This window comes from Pseudomonas sp. KUIN-1 (assembly GCF_009176725.1).
In the GTDB taxonomy this organism is placed as follows: Bacteria; Pseudomonadota; Gammaproteobacteria; order Pseudomonadales; family Pseudomonadaceae; genus Aquipseudomonas; species Aquipseudomonas fragariae.
The window spans coordinates 1,268,022-1,289,579 of sequence record NZ_AP020337.1; the positions used below are offsets into that span (position 1 = coordinate 1,268,022).

General features: G+C 59.8%; 18 protein-coding genes. 11 read left to right on the plus strand and 7 right to left on the minus strand.

The features are described from left to right. Positions 1-501 precede the first annotated feature (501 nt). A protein-coding gene (locus tag KUIN1_RS06100) for an IS3 family transposase (RefSeq protein WP_116892774.1) occupies positions 502-1,853 on the plus strand; the annotation gives its coding sequence in 2 pieces (ribosomal slippage) (positions 502-961 and positions 961-1,853; 1,353 coding nt in all). A 212-nt stretch (positions 1,854-2,065) separates the two neighbouring features. Here the strand turns inward: KUIN1_RS06100 and KUIN1_RS06110 are convergent. The 7 genes from KUIN1_RS06110 to gap all read right to left on the minus strand — a co-directional run bounded on the left by KUIN1_RS06110 (position 2,066) and on the right by gap (position 9,134). Continuing rightward, on the minus strand, positions 2,066-2,422 hold the full coding sequence (locus KUIN1_RS06110) for a DUF5064 family protein (protein ID WP_002552307.1): 357 nt from the start codon (positions 2,420-2,422) through the stop codon (positions 2,066-2,068). 98 nt (positions 2,423-2,520) lie between these two features. Further along, a complete protein-coding gene (locus KUIN1_RS06115) occupies positions 2,521-2,979 on the minus strand; it encodes a YbaN family protein (protein WP_004406667.1) in 459 nt (152 codons plus the stop codon). Then, a complete protein-coding gene (locus KUIN1_RS06120) occupies positions 2,976-3,590 on the minus strand; it encodes a biliverdin-producing heme oxygenase (RefSeq protein WP_057457986.1) in 615 nt (204 codons plus the stop codon). The genes KUIN1_RS06115 and KUIN1_RS06120 overlap by 4 nt, the downstream gene beginning before the upstream one ends. A gap of 115 nt (positions 3,591-3,705) precedes the next feature. Next, positions 3,706-6,285 (minus strand): TonB-dependent receptor, encoded by a 2,580-nt coding sequence (locus KUIN1_RS06125; RefSeq protein ID WP_116887067.1) that lies wholly within the window; start codon positions 6,283-6,285, stop codon positions 3,706-3,708. A 121-nt stretch (positions 6,286-6,406) separates the two neighbouring features. Continuing rightward, a complete protein-coding gene (locus KUIN1_RS06130; RefSeq protein ID WP_011266828.1) occupies positions 6,407-7,372 on the minus strand; it encodes a FecR family protein in 966 nt (321 codons plus the stop codon). A 59-nt stretch (positions 7,373-7,431) separates the two neighbouring features. Further along, positions 7,432-7,950 carry an RNA polymerase sigma factor gene (locus tag KUIN1_RS06135; RefSeq protein WP_003415260.1) on the minus strand — a complete coding sequence of 173 codons (519 nt, stop codon included), beginning with the start codon at positions 7,948-7,950 and terminating at the stop codon, positions 7,432-7,434. A 182-nt stretch (positions 7,951-8,132) separates the two neighbouring features. Continuing rightward, positions 8,133-9,134: a type I glyceraldehyde-3-phosphate dehydrogenase gene (gene gap / locus KUIN1_RS06140; protein ID WP_005891405.1), complete on the minus strand. Its 1,002-nt coding sequence runs from the start codon at positions 9,132-9,134 to the stop codon at positions 8,133-8,135. Positions 9,135-9,353: 219 nt separating this feature from the next. Between gap and edd the strand changes: the two genes are divergently transcribed. The 10 genes from edd (at position 9,354) to KUIN1_RS06195 (ending at position 21,349) form a co-directional block, all read left to right on the plus strand. Next, complete coding sequence (gene edd / locus KUIN1_RS06145) at positions 9,354-11,180, plus strand: phosphogluconate dehydratase (protein ID WP_004406660.1); 1,827 nt, start codon at positions 9,354-9,356, stop codon at positions 11,178-11,180. Next, positions 11,177-12,142 carry a glucokinase gene (locus KUIN1_RS06150; RefSeq protein ID WP_011266830.1) on the plus strand — a complete coding sequence of 322 codons (966 nt, stop codon included), beginning with the start codon at positions 11,177-11,179 and terminating at the stop codon, positions 12,140-12,142. The genes edd and KUIN1_RS06150 overlap by 4 nt, the downstream gene beginning before the upstream one ends. A 50-nt stretch (positions 12,143-12,192) precedes the next feature. After that, on the plus strand, positions 12,193-12,930 hold the full coding sequence (locus KUIN1_RS06155) for a response regulator (RefSeq protein WP_011266831.1): 738 nt from the start codon (positions 12,193-12,195) through the stop codon (positions 12,928-12,930). A gap of 61 nt (positions 12,931-12,991) precedes the next feature. Continuing rightward, positions 12,992-14,398 (plus strand): ATP-binding protein, encoded by a 1,407-nt coding sequence (locus KUIN1_RS06160; protein ID WP_024660500.1) that lies wholly within the window; start codon positions 12,992-12,994, stop codon positions 14,396-14,398. 169 nt (positions 14,399-14,567) lie between these two features. Then, a complete protein-coding gene (locus KUIN1_RS06165; protein WP_024652783.1) occupies positions 14,568-15,854 on the plus strand; it encodes an ABC transporter substrate-binding protein in 1,287 nt (428 codons plus the stop codon). Between the two features lie 104 nt (positions 15,855-15,958). Then, positions 15,959-16,867: a carbohydrate ABC transporter permease gene (locus KUIN1_RS06170; RefSeq protein ID WP_003314048.1), complete on the plus strand. Its 909-nt coding sequence runs from the start codon at positions 15,959-15,961 to the stop codon at positions 16,865-16,867. After that, positions 16,860-17,705, plus strand: a complete 846-nt coding sequence (locus tag KUIN1_RS06175) for a carbohydrate ABC transporter permease (protein ID WP_004406653.1) — start codon at positions 16,860-16,862, stop codon at positions 17,703-17,705. Before KUIN1_RS06170 ends, KUIN1_RS06175 begins: the two co-directional genes overlap by 8 nt. A 2-nt stretch (positions 17,706-17,707) precedes the next feature. Next, a complete protein-coding gene (locus tag KUIN1_RS06180; RefSeq protein ID WP_011266834.1) occupies positions 17,708-18,877 on the plus strand; it encodes an ABC transporter ATP-binding protein in 1,170 nt (389 codons plus the stop codon). A gap of 125 nt (positions 18,878-19,002) precedes the next feature. Next, positions 19,003-20,364 (plus strand): carbohydrate porin, encoded by a 1,362-nt coding sequence (locus KUIN1_RS06185; protein WP_011266835.1) that lies wholly within the window; start codon positions 19,003-19,005, stop codon positions 20,362-20,364. Positions 20,365-20,473: 109 nt separating this feature from the next. After that, positions 20,474-21,349 (plus strand): D-hexose-6-phosphate mutarotase, encoded by an 876-nt coding sequence (locus KUIN1_RS06195; RefSeq protein ID WP_116887068.1) that lies wholly within the window; start codon positions 20,474-20,476, stop codon positions 21,347-21,349. The last annotated feature ends 209 nt before the right edge of the window (positions 21,350-21,558 follow it).

Below are 21,558 nucleotides of genomic sequence, written 5' to 3' on the forward strand. Positions count from 1 at the left end.
TCTGCTGGTGTCCTTGCAGACACCTGTCACTCCTCACGCTCCTGCAGGCACCTATCGTTCCTCACGGCCCAGTGGAATGCCCTTCGTGACGCTCTGCGTCATGGATTTATGCCATGCCGCCTATTCAGGCGAGGACGCAGAGCGTCCAGAACGGCATACCCACGCGGAGCATGGGCACGATGGTGTTTTCCGATGCCTGATTCCTCCCGTGACTGCCCGTTGGTGTCCTTGCGCACACCTATCGTTCCTCACGCTCCAGCGTGGGAATGCCCTTCGTGACGCTCCGCGTCATGGATTTATGCCATGTCGCCTATTCAGGCGAGGACGCAGAGCGTCCAGAACGGCATACCCACGCGGAGCATGGGCACGATGGTGTTTTCCGACGCCTCATTCCGCCCGCTACTGTGCGCTGGTGTTTTTGCGCACGCCTATCGTTCCTCACGCTCCAGTGGACTGCCCCCAAGAAGTTGGACACCAATCCGACCTAATGGGGGTGTTCAAATGGCCAAGTATTCAGAGCAATTCAAACTCACCGTCGTCAAAGCGTACCTTGAAGGCAACATCGGCTTTCGTAAGGTGGCCAGTCAGTTCTCGATCGATTTCAGCCTGCTTCGACGCTGGGTCGCCAATTACAAGAGCCATGGGCACACAGGCCATCGCAAGCCTGGTCTTCGGTACAGTAAAGCCTTCAAACGCTCAGTGCTTGAGCACAAGCGCGAGCACGGGCTGTCGCTTCGCCAGACCGCAGCGCATTTTGGTATTGGTGATCCTGGCCAAATAGTCATTTGGGAACAGCAGCATTACAGTGACGGTCTAGCCCCGCGTGTTCCCACAAGAAGAAAGCCTGCTGCCATGCCCAAGAAGCCTTATCCCACCGAACCCGTAACCGCTGACGATACGCACAAGACACGCGACCAGTTAATGGCCGAGCTTGAATACCTGCGCATGGAGAACGCTTACCTAAAAAAGTTGGAAGAGTTGAAGGAGCAGCAACGACGGCAAAAGAAAAAGCCCTGATCGTCAAACAACTGAGGAACCGGTTTCCGATGTGCGCCCTTCTGACGCTGGCGGGCTTGGCGCGCAGCACGTTTTACTATCAGGCTCAGGTGCAATCCAGACCCGATCCAGATGCAGCTCTGAAGCAGGAGATAGAGCGTGTTTATCACGAGGAGAGAGGTCTTTATGGGGCTCGGCGTATCACGGCGGTCATTCGCAACTCAGGCACGTTGGTCAACAAGAAGGTTGTGGAGCGATTGATGGCTGAACTGGGCCTCAGATCAGTTGTGCGACCCAAGAAGTACCGCTCCTATAAGGGCACCGTCGGGAAAATTGCGCCGAATTTGCTGGAGCGCAAGTTCACGGCGCAACGCCCGAACCAGAAATGGGTGACCGATGTGACCGAGTTTAAAGTGGCCAATCGAAAGCTGTACCTCTCGCCCGTGATGGACCTGTACAACGGTGAGATCGTGGCGTACGAAGTGTCTACCAGGCCGTGCTTCGAGCTGGTCACCAATATGCTGGACAAGGCTCTCCAGCAGTTGCAGGACGAGCCGAAGCTTGTGATGCACTCGGATCAGGGCTGGCAGTATCAACACGCGCAGTACCGTCAAAAGCTGGCGGTAAAGGGCGTGAAGCAAAGCATGTCGCGTAAGGGAAATTGCCTGGACAATGCCGCAATGGAAAGCTTCTTTGGTACGCTGAAGTCCGAGTTTTTCTATTTGAAACGATTTGAAAGCATAGAAGAGCTGAAGGCAGGTCTGGATGAGTACATCCGCTACTACAACCATGACCGCATCAAGCTGAAGCTAAACGGCTTGAGCCCCGTAAAATACAGGGCTCAGGCGGCGAGCTAAAACTGTCCAACTTTCGGGGGGCAGTCCACAGCGTGGGAATGCCCTTCGTGACGCTCCGCGTCATGGATTTATGCCATGTCGCCTATTCAGGCGAGGACGCAGAGCGTCCAGAACGGCATACCCACGCGGAGCATGGGCACGATGGTGTTTTCCGATGCCTGATTCCTCCCGCTACTGCCCGCTGGTGTTCTCCAGGCCTCGGCTGCGCTGGCTTACTCCAGATGCTCCGGTTTAACCGGGTCGCCTGACTTGGCGTGGAGTTTGTCGCGAATGTCCGCGAACATTCGGTCATAGTCCTTGTGCTGGGCGATGGGCAGTGCGGCCGAGTTGGGCAAGCCGTGCCTTATCGCGATGCGACTCGCGTCATGGGCGAAGTTGAAGGCAAGGTCACGGGGCAACTGGAATTGCTCCTCGAACGGCTTGCCGTTGATTTCGCCCTGCATGGTGAAGTGCATGGACGTGCCTTGCTTGGGATCTTCCTCCACGTTGTAGCGCAAGTGGATGTCATAGCTGATATCCGACGGTTGAAGCGCCACGTGGGTGAGGTGCAGATGGCCTGGCTCGTACATGAAGTGACTCCATCAAGGGGTGAGTGTGCTCAGTCTGACACTGACCGAGACAGGACGGTTCAGCCTTGCGCAGGGTGCCACGCGCATCATGCCTGCGCTCAACGCTCTATCTTGTCCGGCTCCGGCCTCGACCAGATCCATAGATTGCCCAGCGCCATCCCCGTGAGTGCCAGGTACAGCCACCAGGCATGGCCGATCAGGCTCAGCATCACCACGGCACAGACAAGCATGCTGATGGTAGCGCTGATCTTGGCCTTGCGCGCGACCAGTCGGCCGTTACGCCAGTTGTACAGTATCGGTCCGAACACCCGGTGATTTTCCAGCCAGGCGTTCAGTCGCGGCGAACTGCGTGTTGCCGCCCAGGCGGCCAGCAGAATGAACTCGGTGGTTGGCAGGCCGGGAACGAAGATCGCAACGATGCCTATGCCCAGCGCGGTGTAGGCGAGGATGCCGTATAAAAGGCGTGAAAGTCTTGAGCCGGGTGGTTTGTACGTCATGGTCTCTACAGGCAGGTTCGGGGAGCCCGGCCAGCTTAACAGCACCGGGCGCTTTTTCATGCCTGTGCCATGTCTGTAACGGGAGCATCGGCGTAGGCGCACTGCAGCAACACGTTGAAACGCTCGAATGCGGCGATGGCGCCGCGATCGAGTTCTGCTTCCTGTTCGGCAGTCAGTGGCAGTTCATCAAGCGTTCGGACAAAGGCTTTCCAGCCTGCAGCCCGGCCTCCGGCAGGCTCGCCCAGGTGCCGCGCGCCGAAGCTGTCGCTCAGGTTCAGGGCCTGGGCACGTTTGATCAGGAATGCTGCACCAAGCTTGGAGCCCTCGGAGACGAACAGCCAGCCGAGCGCTTCAGCGCTGCTCGGCTTTTGTACCGCGCCCGCCACCGGCAGGGGAAGGTCCATGTTCAGGTCGGCAAGGTCTGCTCTGGCCTGTTCGGCCCGGCAGCGGGCCGGCAGGTCGCTGATGATCGTTTGAAGTGTGGGGTCGCTGTACAGGGGTTGCAGCTCTTTCTGGAACAGGTACTGGGCAACCACGAAGCGCGAATAGCTGGCCAGGGTGTCAAACGGCGCATGTGCCTTGACCGCCTTGTCGAGCTGTTCATGCAGCGCGTGGGTGATCTGGCTCAGGCGTTGCGAACGCAGGGTCGGTCGGTTCTGATCAAGGGGCATCGTAGTCTTCCTTGCTGAAAAAAGGCTTGTTGAATAGACGAACAGTCAGGCCCGAAAGCGTAAAAAAAGCCTGCCGCTCGATCATCCAGCGGCGGGCTTTCAGAGACGTTCGGGCTCAGATGTCCCACACCACGTTGACGCTGAAATTGCGTCCCGGCTGGGTCAGGCGATCGAGGTTGGCGGGTGCGGTTACGCCGGCTTCTCCCACGCCGTCGTAGCCGCGCACATCGTCCCAGCGCCAGTATTTTTTATCGGTCAGGTTGTACAGGCCTGCGTTGACGGTCACGTCATCACTGACCTTGTAGTAGCCGGTCAGGTCCAGAATGCCGAAGCCCGGTGTCCTGAACTGGCTGGAGGTGCCGTCCGGCGTGTGGAAGTTGCTGTCATCCACGCGGTTCTTGCGCTTGACCAGAGTCCAGCTCAACAGACCGCCGTAGTGATCGCGGTCATAACCGAGCCCCATGACACCGGTCAGCGGGTTGACGCTGTTGAGCGGCTCGCCCGTGTCGTCGTTGCGGCCGTGCAGATAGGCGACCGAGGCCTGGCTGTAGAGACCGTTCGGCGCACCCAGGCTGTCGAGGTTCAGACGGCCTTTGAGTTCGGCGCCTTTGAGGGTGGCGTGGCGTATGTTGTTGGACTGGAAGGTGAGTTCGCTGTAGCCGGGAGTGATGGCGTCTTCGTTGATGAAGTCGCGGTACTTGTTGTAGAACACCGCGATGTCGAACGAGCCGGACTCGAAGCGACCGCGCAGCCCGGTTTCGTAACTTTTACTCGTTTCGGGCTTCAGGTTCGGATTGGGCTCGACCACGTACCCGGCGGTCGGGTTTGCGAAGCGTCCGTACAGTGACTTGGCTGAAGGCGTGCGGAAGCCCTCGGCATACTGGCCGTACCACGTGTAGGCATCGCTGAGTGCGTACGTCACGCCCAGCTTGGGCGACAGGCGATGCCAGGTTCGCGTTTCATCGTTCGCCTGGTCTGGGTCGGTCAGGCTGACCGACCTGAGGAATTGCGAGGTGAATGTCGGATCAAGCCGGGTGTGGTCGTAACGCACGCCGGGCAGGAAGGTCCAGTCATTCCAGCTGATCTGATCCTGCGCGAACAGCGCGTAGCTGGTGATGGTCGGGTCGGGGAAATCACTCGTTGCGGCCAGCCGGTCGCTCGGGCTGTCTGCACCGACAGCGCGGCAGGAGCCGAAGACTCGCGCACAAGTGCCGCTGCCGCTGCGCAATCCGGTCACTTTCTGGCGCTTGATCGTTGTCCCGTAGGTCAGCACGTGGTCGGTGCTGGCAACGGAGAATGCCTTGTCCAGCTGGGCATCGAACACCCACTGCTTTTCCTGATACTGCGTGTCGCGTTCACGAATGACATCGCGGGAGAACGGAAAGTAACGTTCCCGGGTGCTCTGATCGGTTTTCGCGATCTGGTAGTTCAGGCTCCACTTGACGTTGTCGACCAGCAGGCTGCCGAGTGCAAAGCTGTTTTCGATCCCGAAGCGTTCGCGGGTGATGGTGTCGTTACCCTCGCGCGACTGATACATCCCCAGGCCGCTGCCGTTGGTGAATGGACCGCCGACTGCGCTTTTCAGATTGCTGTCGCGGTCGTCCTTGTACTTTTCATAGGCCAGCGCCAGACGCGAACCGTCGCCGTAATTCCAGCCCAGTTTGCCCAGCACATTGGTACTGCGCGCATCCTCAGGGTTGGCTTGCGCGCGGCTCAATCCGCTACCGCCGGTGCTGCCATAGGATTCGGTTTCATGGCCATTGCGCTGGCTGAGGTGCAGCAAGCCGTCGAACTCGCCCTGACGGCCTGCGACGGTGGCCGAGTTGAGCCAGCTTTCGTCTGCCGAGCTGTAGCCGGTTTTCAGCCGCGCGCCGACATTCCTGCCGGGCTTGATGATGTCGTCCGGGTCCAGTGTGTAATAGCTGACCACACCACCAATGGCGCTGCTGCCGTACAGGGCCGAGGCGGGACCGCGGAGGATTTCCACGCGTTTGACGATCTCCGGGTCCACATAGTTGCGGTGAGTCTGTGCATAGGGACCGGTGAAAAAGCTGTCGGGCACCTCGACGCCGTCGACCTGGGTCAGGATCCGGTTGCCGTCGATGCCGCGAATGTTATAGCCGGTCGTGCCCGCACGCTGGCCTGCGCCACCCACCGAGACCCCCGGCTCGTAACGCACCAGGTCGCGGAGCGTGTTGACGTTGTCGCGGTCCAGTTCCTCACGGGAATGTACGCTGACAGTGCTCGGCACCGTGGCGACATCCTGGGCCTGGCGTGTGGCGCTGACAGTGATCTGATCCAGCGCCATGACGCCAGCGGTGGGCGCGCGTTTTTCCAGCACGATGCTGTTGTTGCCCAGATTGCGGTAGCTCAGCGAGCTTCCGGAAAGCATGCTGTCCAGCGCCTGGGCAGCGCTCAGTTCCCCGCTGGCCCCAGGGGAGATGACGCTTTGGGCCAGGCCCGCCGACATGCCTGCCTGCCAGCCGGTCACGCGGCTGAACTCGTTCAGCGCCGACACCAGGGGTTGCTGACTGATCGAGAAGGGGTAGGTGCCCGCCGGGCGTGTCGCATGAGTACTTTCACTGGCAGCACTGGCGTTTGTCAGCTGCAGACTGGCGCCCAGTACCGCAAGCGTAAGCAGAGAAAGCGTAAGCCTTGCGCGTTGTCGGGCGACAGGCGTGAACGTGGATGACATCGGTAGCGCTCCCTGGGGTGTTGCTCGTCATAGTGTTTACAAGCTGTTTCACAATGAGAATCAGTTGCATTGGCTATGACTAGACGAACGGCCAGTCGCTATCGAGTAAAAAAACTTTTCTTCAGTTGAGAATCACCAGCGCGGGCATTTCGTGAATGCTTGCCGACGTGATCTGCGCCAGCGAACGCACCACGTCGAGCGGGTTGTCCAGGCGATAATTGCCGGTTACGGCAACACGGTCCAGTTGCGCATTGGTGCTGACGATCCAGCCTGGGTAGTAACGGCGCAGCTCAGCCAGTACGTCGCCCAGCGGGGAGTTGTCGAATATCAGTCGGCCCTGCACCCAGGCCAGGTCCCGGGCCGGGTCAAGCTTTTCACGCTGCCCAAACCCGTCAGGCCCCACGCGAACGCTGTCTCCAGCGCCCAGACTGAGGCTGGAGTCGCCATGGCTGGCGTGCACGTCGACAGCGCCGCGTTGCACGTGTACCTGCGCGACGCCGTTCAGGTAGCGCACCGAAAACGCGGTGCTGTTGGCGCTCATGCGCACCGGGCCTGCTTCGATTTCCAAGGGCAGCCCGGGCCTGGGCGTGACATCGAAGAAGGCTTCACCCTGGTACAAGCGGGCAGAGCGCTGTTTTTCTCCGACCTGACTGGAGAAAGCCGAATCAGTATTGAGCAGCACCTTCGAGCCGTCCGCCAGTTCCAGGCGCTGGCGTTCACCGACGACCGTCAGATGATCGGCCTGGAGGCGCAAGGGCAGATTGCTGAAGCTGAACAACCCCAACAGCAGCACCGCAGCAGTGGCCAGAGGTTTCCAGTGGGAACGGGCACGCTGCCATGCCGAGCGCTTGCGCGGTGGTGCGATATTTTCGGCTGCGTACCGAACCGGCTGCGAGCTCCAGAGCGTCCGGGCCTTCTCGAATGCGCGAGCGTGGTCGGGATCGGCATTCAGCCATTCCTGAAAACGCGCCTGATGCGCATCGTCTGCGCCTTCCAGCTCGATCAGCCAGGTCAGGGCCTGATCCATTGCAGCGTTGCTCAACACGTCCTGCGCGATCGCGTGCGGACGTTCTGTTTTCGGGGCCACGGTGTTCCTCGGCAATCCTGAAACTGTATCGATATGAGTGTGGCAGCGTGCGGCAGGGTTCAGGGTGGGTCAAGCCTGGAAAGGACGCCTATGCAGATCGCCATGATCAGTTTCAATTCTTTTTGTACGGTACTGGCAGAGACCTGCAACTGCTCGGCAATTTCCAGATAGCTGCGGCCATCGAGGCGGCTGAGGGTAAAGATTTTCTGCTGGCGCGGGCTCAGCGTGCTCAGACTGGCGCTCAGGTTCTCCAGCAGGCGCTTGGCGTGTGCAGCATCTTCGGGCGAGCCCAGCTGGGCCACGACATTTTCGAGCCGTGCAGGCGACACGTCTTCGAGCATGGTCCGGCCGTGGATGCGCCGCGCACGCAAATGATCCAGCGCCAGGTTGCGAGCGGTCTGGAAAACGAAGGGTTCAAGATGAGCGACCGGGTGTTCGGTCAATGCACGGCTGACGCGCAGCCAGGTTTCCTGAAGCAGGTCTTCAGCAGCGCTTTGATTGCCAACCATGCGTTGCAGAGTACGTAACAGGACCGGGCGCTGGGCCAGAAACACGTTGTTGAAGTCTGAGTGCGACACGAAGGAGCCCGACCGGAGATTCGAGCAAATGATAATGCTTCTCATCTTCTGGGCGGGTCAAGCCTGGATCTGTAAATATTTGTCCGCCAGAGGCGCGCTCAAGACCGCGCGAGGACGCCCGAAGCCGCATGCCCACGCAGTGCATGGGCATGAGAGCAGGCGCTTGTCTGGACGTCTGTCCTTTACTGCGCGTTATGCAGTGCCAGGCAGTTGTCGAGCATGCGATTGGAAAACGCCCATTCGTTGTCGTACCACGACAGTACCTTGAGCAGCTTGCCGCTGACCTTGGTGTGGTTGGCGTCGAAGATCGACGACAGCGGGTTGTGGTTGAAGTCGTGGGAGACCAGCGGCAGCGTGTTGTAGCCGAGCACTTTGGAGTGCTGACTGGCTTCTTTCATCAGCGCGTTGACTTCATCGGCGGTGGTTTCGCGCTTCAGGGTCACGGTCAGGTCGACCAGCGAAACGTTGATGACCGGTACGCGTACCGCCATGCCGGTGAGTTTGCCTGCCAGTTCCGGCAGCACCAGACCTACCGCTTCGGCAGCGCCGGTCTTGCTCGGGATCATCGACTGCGTGGCCGAGCGGGCGCGGTACGGGTCGGTGTGATAGACATCGATCAGGTTCTGGTCGTTGGTGTAGGCATGAATGGTGGTCATCAGACCGTTTTCGATACCCAACTCGCGATGCAGCACTTGAGCGACCGGTGCCAGGCAGTTGGTGGTGCACGAGGCGCTGGAGATGATCTGGTGCGACTGGCGCAGCGTGTCGTGGTTGACACCATAGACGATGGTGGCATCGGCACCGCTGGCTGGCGCGGAGATAATCACCTTGCGGGCGCCGGCGGTGAGGTGCGCGGCAGCCTTGTCACGGCTGGTGAACAGACCGGTGCATTCGAACACCACGTCTATGTCCTGCGCTTTCCACGGCAGCTCGGCCGGATTGCGAATGGCACTGACCGAAATACGGTCACCATTGACGGTCAGGCTGTCCTTGTCGCACTCGACCGTGCCGCTGAAAGGGCCGTGTACGGTGTCGAAGCGCAGCAGGTGTGCGTTCATTTCGCTGTCGCCAAGATCGTTGATGGCGACGACCTGCAGGTCCTGGCGGTAGCCTTGGGTATACAGTGCGCGTAGGACGTTGCGGCCGATGCGGCCAAAACCGTTGATTGCGATACGAAGAGTCATACAGCCGTCCTTCTGAATTTGTTGTTGGAATTACAAGATTATTCTCATAGAAATAGAAAACAAGCCTTTTTAGTGGCAATATTTTGTTTTATCTACAACTACAAGCCTGAAAGGCCCTCCCAGTTGATCGAGATCAGGGTTTTGCTCCCTGACAGTCACTGCTCGAAAACCGGAGCCGTCTTTACGGGTGACCTTAGACGTTAGCCTGGAGTTCATCACATGCATCCCCGCGTCCTTGAAGTAACCGAGCGTCTCATCGCCCGCAGTCGCGATACCCGTCAGCGCTACCTTCAATTGATTCGCGGCGCAGCGAGCGATGGCCCGATGCGCGGCAAGCTCCAATGCGCCAACTTTGCCCATGGCGTCGCCGCCTGCGGACCGGAAGACAAGCAAAGTCTGCGTCTGATGAACGCCGCCAACGTGGCCATCGTCTCTTCCTACAACGAGATGCTCTCGGCGCATCAGCCCTACGAACACTTTCCAGCCCAGATCAAACAGGCTTTACGTGACATTGGTTCGGTCGGTCAGTTTGCCGGCGGTGTGCCGGCCATGTGCGATGGCGTGACCCAGGGTGAGCCGGGCATGGAGCTGGCCATTGCCAGCCGTGAAGTGATTGCCATGTCCACGGCGATTGCCTTGTCACACAATATGTTCGACGCCGCCATGATGCTGGGCATCTGCGACAAGATCGTCCCCGGCCTGATGATGGGCGCCTTGCGGTTCGGTCATCTGCCGACCATTTTCGTGCCTGGCGGGCCGATGGTTTCAGGCCTCTCCAACAAGGAAAAAGCCGACGTACGGCAGCGGTATGCGGAAGGCAAGGCCACCCGCGAAGAGTTGCTCGACTCGGAAATGAAGTCGTATCACGGTCCGGGAACCTGCACCTTCTACGGCACCGCCAACACCAACCAGCTGGTGATGGAAGTCATGGGCATGCACCTTCCCGGTGCTTCGTTCGTCAATCCCTATACGCCCTTGCGTGATGCGCTGACGGCCGAGGCGGCCCGCCAGGTAACGCGTATGACCAAGCAAAGTGGCAGCTTCATGCCGATCGGCGAGATCGTCGACGAGCGCTCGCTGGTCAATTCCATCGTTGCGCTGCACGCGACTGGCGGCTCGACCAACCACACGCTGCACATGCCGGCCATTGCCCAGGCCGCCGGCATTCAGCTGACCTGGCAGGACATGGCCGATCTGTCGGAAGTGGTACCGACCCTCAGTCACGTCTACCCCAACGGCAAGGCCGATATCAACCACTTCCAGGCGGCAGGCGGCATGTCGTTCCTGATTCGCGAGCTGCTGGCTGCCGGCCTGCTGCACGAAAACGTCAACACCGTGGCCGGTTATGGCCTGAGCCGTTACACCAAAGAGCCGTTCCTGGAAGACGGCAAACTGGTCTGGCGTGAAGGGCCGCTCGAAAGCCTCGATGAAAATATCCTGCGGCCGGTTGCCCGTCCGTTCTCGCCGGAAGGTGGCCTGCGGGTCATGGAAGGCAACCTGGGGCGCGGCGTGATGAAAGTGTCCGCCGTGGCTCCGGAACATCAGATCGTCGAAGCGCCGGCCAAGGTGTTCCAGGATCAGAAGGAACTGGCCGATGCCTTCAAGGCGGGTGAGCTGGAGTGCGATTTCGTCGCGGTGATGCGCTTCCAGGGGCCGCGCTGCAATGGCATGCCCGAGCTGCACAAGATGACGCCGTTTCTGGGGGTCCTTCAGGATCGCGGGTTCAAGGTTGCGCTGGTCACCGATGGACGCATGTCAGGCGCCTCGGGCAAGATCCCGGCGGCGATTCATGTCTGCCCGGAAGCGTTCGATGGTGGCCCATTGGCTCTCGTGCGTGATGGCGATGTGATTCGTGTGGATGGTGTAAAAGGCACGTTACAAGTTCTGGTCGAAGCGTCAGAATTGGCCGCCAGAGAACCGGCCATCAACCAGATCGACAACAGTGTCGGCTGCGGTCGCGAGCTTTTTGGATTCATGCGCATGGCCTTCAGCTCCGCAGAGCAAGGCGCCAGCGCCTTTACCTCTAGTCTGGAGACGCTTAAGTGAAGTTGGCCCTGGTCGGTGATATAGGCGGTACCAATGCACGTTTTGCCATTTGGGAAAACAGCACGCTGCATTCTGTCCGGGTATTCCCGACCATTGACTACGCGGGTCCGGAGAAGGCCATCGAAGTCTATCTGCAGGACCTGGAGCTGCAGCGCGGCGATATCGGTCATGTATGCCTGGCGGTCGCCGGACCGGTCGACGGTGATTTTTTTCAGTTCACCAACAGCCACTGGCAATTGAGCCGCGAGGCGTTCTGCGCCGACCTGCAGGTCGATGAACTGCTGTTGATCAACGACTTCACCGCCATGGCGCTGGGCATGACCCGGCTCAAGGACGATGAATACCTGACGGTCTGCCACGGTGTCGGCAAGCCTGACCGGCCGCGCGTGGTGGTGGGGCCGGGGACCGGGCTGGGCGTCGGTACGCTGATCAAACTCGAAGGCAGTCGCTGGATGGCGTTGCCGGGCGAGGGCGGGCATGCCGATCTGCCCATCGGGACTGCGCGCGAGGCGTTGCTGTGGACACGGCTGATGGCCGAACACGAGCATGTCAGCGCCGAGGTCGTGCTCAGCGGTGCCGGCTTGCTGTTGCTGTATCAGGTCAGTTGCGCGCTGGACGATATCGAGCCGGTGCTCAAATCGCCTGCGGCGATCACCACCGCCGCGCTCTCGGGCGACCCGGTAGCCGCGGCAGTGCTGGAGCAATTCTGCGTGTTTCTCGGCAGAGTGGTCGGCAACCATGTGCTGGCCCTGGGCAGCCTCGGCGGGGTTTATATCGTCGGTGGCGTGGTGCCTCGTTTTACTGAGTTCTTCATCAACAGCGGGTTCAAGCGCGCCATGGCCGAGAAGGGCGTCATGAGCGACTATTTCAAAGGTCTGCCGGTGTGGCTGGTAACGGCCGAATACCCTGGCCTCATGGGGTCGGGCGTGGCCCTGCAACAGGCGTTTGGTGCGCAGATCTGAGCGATATGGCATAACAACAAGAATTCACAGCCAGACAAGGACGCTTCAACTTGAGCCCAGTCAGTAAATCGATCCTGTTGGTGGATGACGATCAGGAAATTCGCGAGTTGCTGGACACCTACCTGAGCCGCGCCGGTTTCCAGGTGCGCACGGTGGGTGATGGCGCGGATTTCCGCCGGGCGTTCAATGACCAGCCAAGCGACCTGCTGATCCTTGACGTCATGCTGCCCGATGAAGACGGTTTCAGTCTGTGTCGCTGGATCCGCCAGCATCCGCGCCAGCCGCATGTGCCGATCATCATGTTGACTGCCAGTTCTGACGAGGCCGACCGGGTCATCGGCCTGGAGCTGGGAGCCGATGATTATCTGGGCAAGCCGTTCAGTCCGCGCGAGCTTCAGGCGCGCATCAAGGCGCTGTTGCGACGTGCCCAGTTCGGTCAGGAGCGTCCGGGTGGCGATGTGATCCTGTTTGATGAGTGGCGACTGGACATGGTCAGCCACCGGCTGTTTCACAATGACGGCGAAGAGGTGATTCTGTCCGGCGCCGACTTCGCACTGCTCAAACTGTTTCTCGACAACCCCCAGCAGATTCTCGACCGCGACACCATCGGCAACGCCACGCGTGGGCGAGAGCTGATGCCGCTGGAGCGGATCGTCGACATGGCGGTCAGCCGCCTGCGCCAGCGTCTGCGCGACACCGGCAAGTCGCCGCGTCTGATCCGTACCATTCGTGGCAGTGGTTACCTGTTGGCCGCGAACGTCAACTCGCAAGCGGGCAACGGCTATTAAACCGACAGGGGCAGGCGCGAAGAGAACCGGCCTGCCGCTGCCGCGCTCGTTGCTGGGCCGCATGTTGCTGCTGACCTTGCTGGCGGTTCTGCTGGCTCAGGCGCTGTCCAGCGTGATCTGGCTGTCACAGCTACGTGCCACGCAGATGGAGGGCCTGGTAACCAGTGCGCGCAGTCTGGCGTACTCGATGGCGGCCAGTGTCAGCTACTTTCGCTCATTGCCGCTGGCTTACCGGCCGATGGTGCTCGACCAGTTACGCAGTATGGGCGGCACACGCTTCGTGGTGTCACTCAACGATCATCCGCTGGACATGCAGATCATGCAGCCCACTCCTCGCAAGCAGGCGGTGCTGGACGTGGTGGGCGAAGTGCTGCGCCAGCGTCTGGGCAATGGTCCGGACATCACCGTATGGTTTGCGCGGCCCGAAGATCTGCGGATTTTCAACAGCGGCCTGAAGCTCGACGAGTTGCCGCGTTCCTGGGCCCATTACGCGCTGACGCTTGAGCCGGTGAACCCGCCGGTGCTGGTCACGCAAATCGAAATGGCGCCCGGCGAGTGGTTCTACATCGCCTCGCTACTGCCTGAACCCTACACCTCGCTGGAGGAGCAGGAACTGCCCCTTCAGCAAGTGTCGTTCATTGTCCTGACCAGCGCATTTCTGCTGTTGTTCATCGGGTTGCTGGTGCATTGGCAGAGCCGTCCGCTCAAGCGCCTGGCGCGGGCCGCACGGGACATGTCGCTGGGCGCGGATGTCGAGCCTGTGGTCGAGGGCGGCGGCAGCGAAGTCATCGAGGTCAGCCGGGCATTCAACGCCATGCGCACGCGGATCAGCCGCTACCTGACCGAGCGAGGCCAGTTGTTCAGTGCCATCTCCCATGATCTGCGTACGCCCATCACGCGTTTGCGCCTGCGGGTCGAGTTGCTCGAGGATGAGCAACTGCAACGCAAATTCAGTCGCGATCTGGACGAACTGGAATTGCTGGTCAAAGGCGCGCTGCAGTGCGTCAAGGACACCGATATCCATGAAAACATCGAGCCGGTGGACCTCAATGCGCTGCTTGAATGTCTGGTCGAACCCTGGCTGCTCGCTGATGGCAATGGACGTGTCACGCAGCAGGGTGAGGCACAGGCTGCCTATTCAGGCAAACCGCTGGCGCTCAAGCGCTGCATCGGCAACCTGATCGACAACGCGCTCAAATACGGTGACCGCGCGCACCTGAAGGTCGAAGACGATGCCCACGCGTTCGTGCTGCATGTCGACGATGAAGGCCCTGGCGTTCCCGAGCAGCGCCTTGAGCACGTTTTCGAACCGCATTTCCGCCTGGCAGGCAATCAGCAGCAGGGCTACGGCCTTGGCCTGGGCATCGCTCGCAACATTGCCCACAGTCATGGCGGCGAAGTCAGCCTGCAGAACCTGCGTGACGGAGGGTTGCGGGTAACGTTGTACCTGCCGAGAACTGCGGAATGACTGGTTGGGAAGTGGCTTTTGGCTAATGGTTGCAATCGGATTTAAATTGTCACCATCCTGTGACAATTGCGCGTCCCTTCGTTACTGTCGGCGCGTCAGGCTTGGTTAGACTCCCACGAAGCGCAAGCACCAGACTTGCTCATGCATAACAACAAGAAAGGTCAATTCGATGAATTCCATGTCACGTCTCGCTGTTGTCATCTCTCTCGCTTCGTTGTTCCCTCTGAGCGCTAACGCCGCTGACTCCAAAGGCACTGTTGAAGTGGTGCACTGGTGGACGTCGGGTGGCGAAAAGGCTGCAGTCGATGTTCTGAAAGCTCAGGTTGAAAAGGACGGCTTCGCCTGGAAGGACGGCGCCGTTGCAGGCGGCGGCGGCTCCACGGCCATGACCGTGCTCAAGAGTCGCGCGGTTGCCGGCAATCCTCCTGGTGTGGCCCAGATCAAAGGCCCGGACATTCAGGAGTGGGCCTCTACCGGTCTGCTCGATACCGAGGCGCTGAAAGAGGTCGCCAAGTCCGAGAAGTGGGACTCCCTGCTGGACAAGAAAGTCTCCGACACCGTGAAGTACGAGGGCGATTACGTAGCCGTGCCGGTGAACATTCACCGCGTCAACTGGTTGTGGATCAACCCTGAAGTCTTCAAGAAAGCCGGTATCGACAAGGCACCCACTACGCTCGAAGAATTCTACGCCGCGGGCGACAAGCTGAAAAAAGCCGGCTTCATCCCGCTGGCGCATGGCGGTCAGCCTTGGCAGGACAGCACCGTGTTCGAAGCCGTTGTGCTCTCGGTCATGGGCGCTGACGGTTACAAGAAAGCCCTGGTCGATCTGGACAAGGATGCGCTGACCGGTGAAGGCATGGTCAAGTCGCTTACCGAACTCAAGAAAGTCGCGACTTACATGGATGCCGACGGCAAGGGCCAGGACTGGAACCTGGAAGCTGCCAAGGTCATCAATGGCAAGGCCGGCATGCAGATCATGGGTGACTGGGCCAAGAGTGAATGGACCGCGGCCAAGAAGGTCGCCGGCAAGGACTACCAGTGCGTAGCCTTCCCGGGCACCGACAAGGCGTTTACCTATAACATCGACTCGCTGGCCGTGTTCAAGCAGAAAGACGAGGGTACGACTGCCGCACAGCAGGATCTGGCCAAGGTCGCCATGGGTGAGGACTTCCAGAAGGTCTTCAGCATCAACAAGGGGTCGATCCCGGTTCGTGAGGACATGCTGTCCGACATGAGCAAGTACGGTTTCGATTCGTGTGCGCAAACTGCTGCGAAGGACTTCCTGGCTGATTCCAAGACCGGCGGTCTGCAGCCAAGCATGGCGCACAACATGGCAACTACGCTGGCAGTGCAGGGCGCGTTCTTCGATGTGGTGACCAACTACATCAACGACCCGTCAGCCGATCCGGCAGCAACCGCCAAAAAGCTGGCCACTGCGATCAAATCTGCCCAGTAATTCGTTTTTAACCGCCTTTAACCGTCGTCCGCAGTGTTGAAATCCCTGGTTGATTTCACCTGCGGCTGCGGCCTGGATTCGATATACCGCATGGGATACTCCCGATGAGCTCTGTCGCTGCGAACAGCAAAGCCTCGCCAATGGATGCGCTGCAACGCTGGCTACCAAAACTGGTGCTGGCCCCCAGCATGTTCATCGTACTGGTGGGGTTCTACGGCTACATCCTCTGGACATTCGCACTGTCGTTCACCAACTCGACGTTCCTGCCTTCCTATAAATGGGTCGGCCTGGCGCAATACGCGCGTCTGATGGACAACGATCGCTGGTGGGTGGCAAGCAAGAACCTCGCGGTCTTTGGCGGGATGTTCATTGCAATCAGCCTGGTGATCGGGGTCCTGCTGGCCGTCCTGCTGGACCAGCGGATTCGTCGCGAGGGCATGATTCGTACTATCTACCTGTACCCGATGGCGCTGTCGATGATCGTCACCGGTACTGCCTGGAAATGGTTGCTCAACCCTGGCCTGGGCCTGGACAAGATGTTGCGCGACTGGGGCTGGGAAGGTTTCCGTTTCGACTGGCTGATTGATCAGGACCGCGTTGTGTACTGCCTGGTCATCGCAGCGGTATGGCAGTCCTCGGGCTTCGTCATGGCGTTGTTTCTGGCGGGGCTGCGTGGCGTCGATCAGTCGATCATTCGCGCGGCGCAGATGGATGGCGCAAGTCTGCCGATGATCTACTGGCGCGTCGTGCTGCCAAGCCTGCGTCCGGTATTCTTCAGTGCCGTGATGATTCTCGCGCACATTGCGATCAAGAGTTTCGACCTGGTAGCCGCGATGACCGCCGGTGGCCCCGGTTACTCATCCGACCTGCCGGCGATGTTCATGTATTCCTTCACCTTCAGCCGCGGCCAGATGGGCATGGGCTCTGCCAGTGCCATTCTGATGCTCGGCGCGATCCTGGCGATTCTGGTGCCGTATCTGTATTCCGAGCTGAGGACCAAACGCCATGACTAGTCATGTTGGCAAACCGGGCATCAGCTTCAGTCGTGTTCTGATTTACGCGGTGCTGATGCTGGCCTGTCTGATTTATCTGGTGCCGCTGGTGGTGATGCTGTTCACCAGCTTCAAGACCCCCGAGGACATCGGCACCGGCAACCTGTTGAGCTGGCCGAGCGTAGTGACTGCAATCGGCTGGATAAAAGCCTGGGATCTGGTCGATGGCTACTTCTGGAACTCGATAAAAATCACCGTTCCGGCCGTGATCATCTCCACCGCAATCGGCGCGCTCAATGGCTATGTGCTGTCGATGTGGCGTTTCAAGGGCTCGCAGCTGTTCTTCGGTCTGTTGCTGTTCGGTTGCTTTCTGCCGTTTCAGACCGTCCTGCTGCCGGCATCCTTTACGCTGGGCAAGATGGGCCTGGCCAACACGACCACCGGGCTGGTGTTTGTTCATGTGGTCTACGGGCTGGCATTTACCACGCTATTCTTCCGTAACTACTACGTCAGCATTCCCGACGCGCTGGTCAAGGCTGCACGACTGGACGGTGCCGGTTTCTTCACCATCTTCGGGCGCATCATTCTGCCGATGTCCACGCCCATCGTGATGGTCTGCCTGATCTGGCAGTTCACCCAGATCTGGAACGATTTCCTGTTCGGCGTTGTGTTCTCCAGCGGCGAGTCTCAGCCGATCACTGTGGCCCTGAACAATCTGGTCAACACCAGCACAGGTGCCAAGGAATACAACGTTGACATGGCGGCGGCGATGATTGCCGGCCTGCCGACACTGCTGGTCTACGTACTGGCTGGCAAGTATTTCCTGCGTGGGCTCACGGCCGGCGCGGTCAAGGGGTAATCATGGCGACTCTCGAATTACGCAACGTCAACAAGACCTACGGCAGCAACCTGCCGGACACACTCAAGAACATCGACCTGTCGATCAAGGATGGCGAGTTTCTGATTCTGGTCGGTCCATCGGGCTGCGGTAAATCCACCCTGATGAACTGCATTGCCGGTCTGGAAAGCATCAGTGGCGGCGAGATTCTGATCGACGGCCAGGACGTCAGCGGCACCAGCCCCAAGGACCGCGACATTGCGATGGTCTTTCAGTCCTACGCCCTGTACCCGACCATGAGCGTGCGTGAAAACATCGCCTTCGGGCTGAAGATCCGCAAGATGCCGCAAGCCGACATCGACGCTGAAGTGGCGCGCGTTGCCAAGCTGTTGCAGATCGAGCACCTGCTCAATCGCAAGCCGGGCCAGATGTCCGGTGGCCAGCAACAGCGTGTCGCGATGGGTCGTGCCCTGGCACGTCGACCCAAGATCTACCTGTTCGATGAGCCTCTTTCGAACCTCGATGCCAAGTTGCGCGTCGAGATGCGTACCGAAATGAAGTTGATGCATCAACGCCTCAAAACCACCACTGTGTATGTGACCCACGATCAGATCGAGGCCATGACGCTGGGTGACAAGGTGGCGGTGATGAAGGACGGTATCGTCCAGCAGTTCGGTACGCCCAAGCAGATCTACACCGATCCGGCCAACCTGTTCGTCGCCAGCTTCATCGGTTCGCCGCCGATGAACTTCATCCCGCTGCGCCTGCAACGCAAGGATGGCCAGTTGATCGCTGCGCTCGACAGTGGCCAGGCGCGTTGCGAACTGCCGGTGGGCGTGTCCGATGCAGGCCTGGAAGATCGAGAAATCATTCTCGGTATTCGCCCTGAACAGATTATGCTGGCCGGCGCTGAATCGACCGGGCTGCCGACCATTCGTGCCGAGGTCCAGGTGACCGAGCCGACCGGTCCGGATACGCTGGTGTTCGTCACGCTCAACCAGAGCAAGGTCTGCTGTCGCCTTGCCCCGGATGTCGCACCACAGGTGGGCGAGAGCCTTACCTTGCAGTTCGATCCTGCCAGGGTGCTGATTTTCGATGCCCAGAGCGGCGAGCGTCTTGGGGTGTTGGGAGCGCGGCAGGCGGCTGAACGGGAAAACAATGTGTCACCGGTCGAGCCGCAAGTGATAAATTGATTCAGCAATGAGCACCGCTGGCTGGCCGTTGGCTGCCAAAACGCACGGCCGATCAGCGAATACAAGGCAGTGAATGAAGCAACATGTCTACCAAAGCTAATAACAATAAAACGAGGATTGATGGGATGAAGAAGATCAACAAAGGTAAATCGCTTTCCCGGCTCCAGTTGGTATGCAAGCTGTCGGCGTTGGGTGCAATGGGTCTGGCCGGCAGCGTTCACGCCGCCGAGCCATTTGCCGCTGATTCACCCTGGATGACGGGTGACTGGGGTGGCAAGCGCACCGAGTTGCTGGACAAGGGTTATGACTTCTCGCTGGAATACGTTTCCGAGATGGCCAGCAACCTGAAGGGCGGCTACAACGATGACACCACCGGTCGTTACAGCGACCAGTTCGCGCTGGGCATGAAAGTCGATTTGCAGAAGGTGCTGGGCTGGCAAGACGCGGAGTTCAAGCTGGCAATCACCGAACGTAGCGGTCGCAATATCTCCAATGACCGTATCGGCGATCCTCGCGCCGGTACACTCAGCTCCTCCCAGGAAGTCTGGGGCCGTGGTCAGACCTGGCGCCTGACGCAGATGTGGATCAAGCAGAAGTACTTCGACGGCGCGCTGGACGTCAAGGCCGGTCGCTTTGGTCCGGGCGAAGACTTCAACAGCTTCCCGTGCGACTTCCAGAACCTGTCGTTCTGCGGCTCGCAGGTCGGTAACTACGTTAATACCTGGTACAACTGGCCTATCAGCCAGTGGGCGTTGCGCATCAAGTACAACATCACGCCTGAAGTCTATGCCCAGGTTGGCGTGTACGAGCAGAACCCGTCCAACCTGGAAACAGGCAACGGCTTCAAACTCAGCGGCAGTGGCACCGAAGGCATGATTCTGCCGGTCGAACTGGTCTGGACTCCGTCCTTCAACTCGTTGCCCGGTGAGTACCGTGTCGGTTACTACAAGAGCACGCCAAACGCCAACGATGTCTATGAAGACGTGAACGGTCAGCCGCAGGCCTTGACTGGCGCAGCGTTCAAGTCGCACAGCAGCAAGCATGGCTGGTGGGTCGTGGCTCAGCAACAACTGACCACTCATGACGGCGACGCCTCGCGCGGCCTGAGCATCTTTGCCAACGCCACCGTGCATGACAAGGCGACCAACTTCGTCGACAACTACCAGCAGATCGGTTTCACGTACAAAGGTCCGTTCAACTCGCGTCCGAAAGATGACATCGGTATCGGTTTTGCCCGTATCCACGTCAACGACGATGTGCAGGATCGCGTGCGTCTGGCCAACCAGATCAGCGGTATCAACGACTACGACAACCCTGGCTTCCTGCCGGTTCAGAGCACTGAGTACAACTCTGAAATCTACTACGGCTTCCATGTCACCAACTGGCTGACCGTGCGTCCCAACCTGCAGTACATCAAGCATCCTGGTGGCGTAGATCAGGTTGATGATGCGCTGGTAGCGGGCATCAAGATCCAGTCGAAGTTCTGAGTATTGACTGACGCGTAACGCGATCAAGGGTCGTGTGTGCTTTGCGGGCAGCCTGGCTGCCCGTTTTTTTATGGCTTGATCCTTTTATTTTTCAGGGACGCGATTGGCGATGACCACTCACGACGCGCAACTGCCTGAACATCCCTTGCAACGCTTCTTCCGATCCCGACGGGCCAGACCTACTTTCGAGTGGGAGCGCCATCAGCTGCGCGAGGTACTGGTCATCGACCACCCGCAATGTCAGGCCGTATTCAGTCGTCAGGGTGCGCAATTGCTGCACTTCCAGCCGCAGGGCCAGAAACCCTGGCTCTGGTGTGCCGCGCAGTGGCCCCAGGTGGGCGCCATTCGTGGAGGCGTGCCGGTCTGCTGGCCATGGTATGGTCGACATCCCGGCGAGAGCGGCTGGCCGGCGCACGGCTGGGGACGTTTGCTGGACTGGAAACTGATCGACAGCAGTGAGAGTGAGGAGGGCGTGAGCCTGCACTGGCGCTTGCAATTGTGGGACTGGCAGGTCGATCTGCATGCCGAGCTGGGGCAGAGCATGGAGCTGCGTTTGAGCACGTGTCACGAGGACAGCGAGCCGTGTCACTTCAGCCATGCGCTGCATGTTTATTGGCGGATCGGTGATGTGGCTGAGGTCGCGCTGGAGGGGCTCGACGGCGCACAGGGTTATGACCAACTCAGCCGCCAGGCCTGTCAGCAACAGGGCGAACTGCGCGTGGCGGGCGCCTGCCAACGCGTATTCGAACACGCCGGCGCCGTACAGCTCCAGGACCCGATCTGGCAGCGCAGGCTCAACATCGACACCGGCGACAGCACCAACACCGTCGTCTGGCACCCCGGCAGCCGACCGCTCCTCGGCGTATGCGGCAGCGAAATTACAGGCTTTGTCCGCGTCGAAGCGGCCTCAGGCTCCGGCGACACCTTCAGCCTGCGGCCCGGAGAACACGTGCAGCTCAAACTGCAAGCCAGCCTGGCGGGGTGAGTTGCATGTGACGCAGAGCGTCGGCACGATAGTCAAACCCCGATGGCACAGACGACGCAGAGTGCGACGTAAGTGACGGCTGAGTCCTGGCGCTGATCCGGGGGTAGCCTGGCAGGACGCCAGGCTAGCCGCACCGGGCCCAGAGTGTGTAAAAACCAGCCCAAGTATCGGCTGCGCGTAGCGCAGACGATACTTGGCTAGCCGGAACG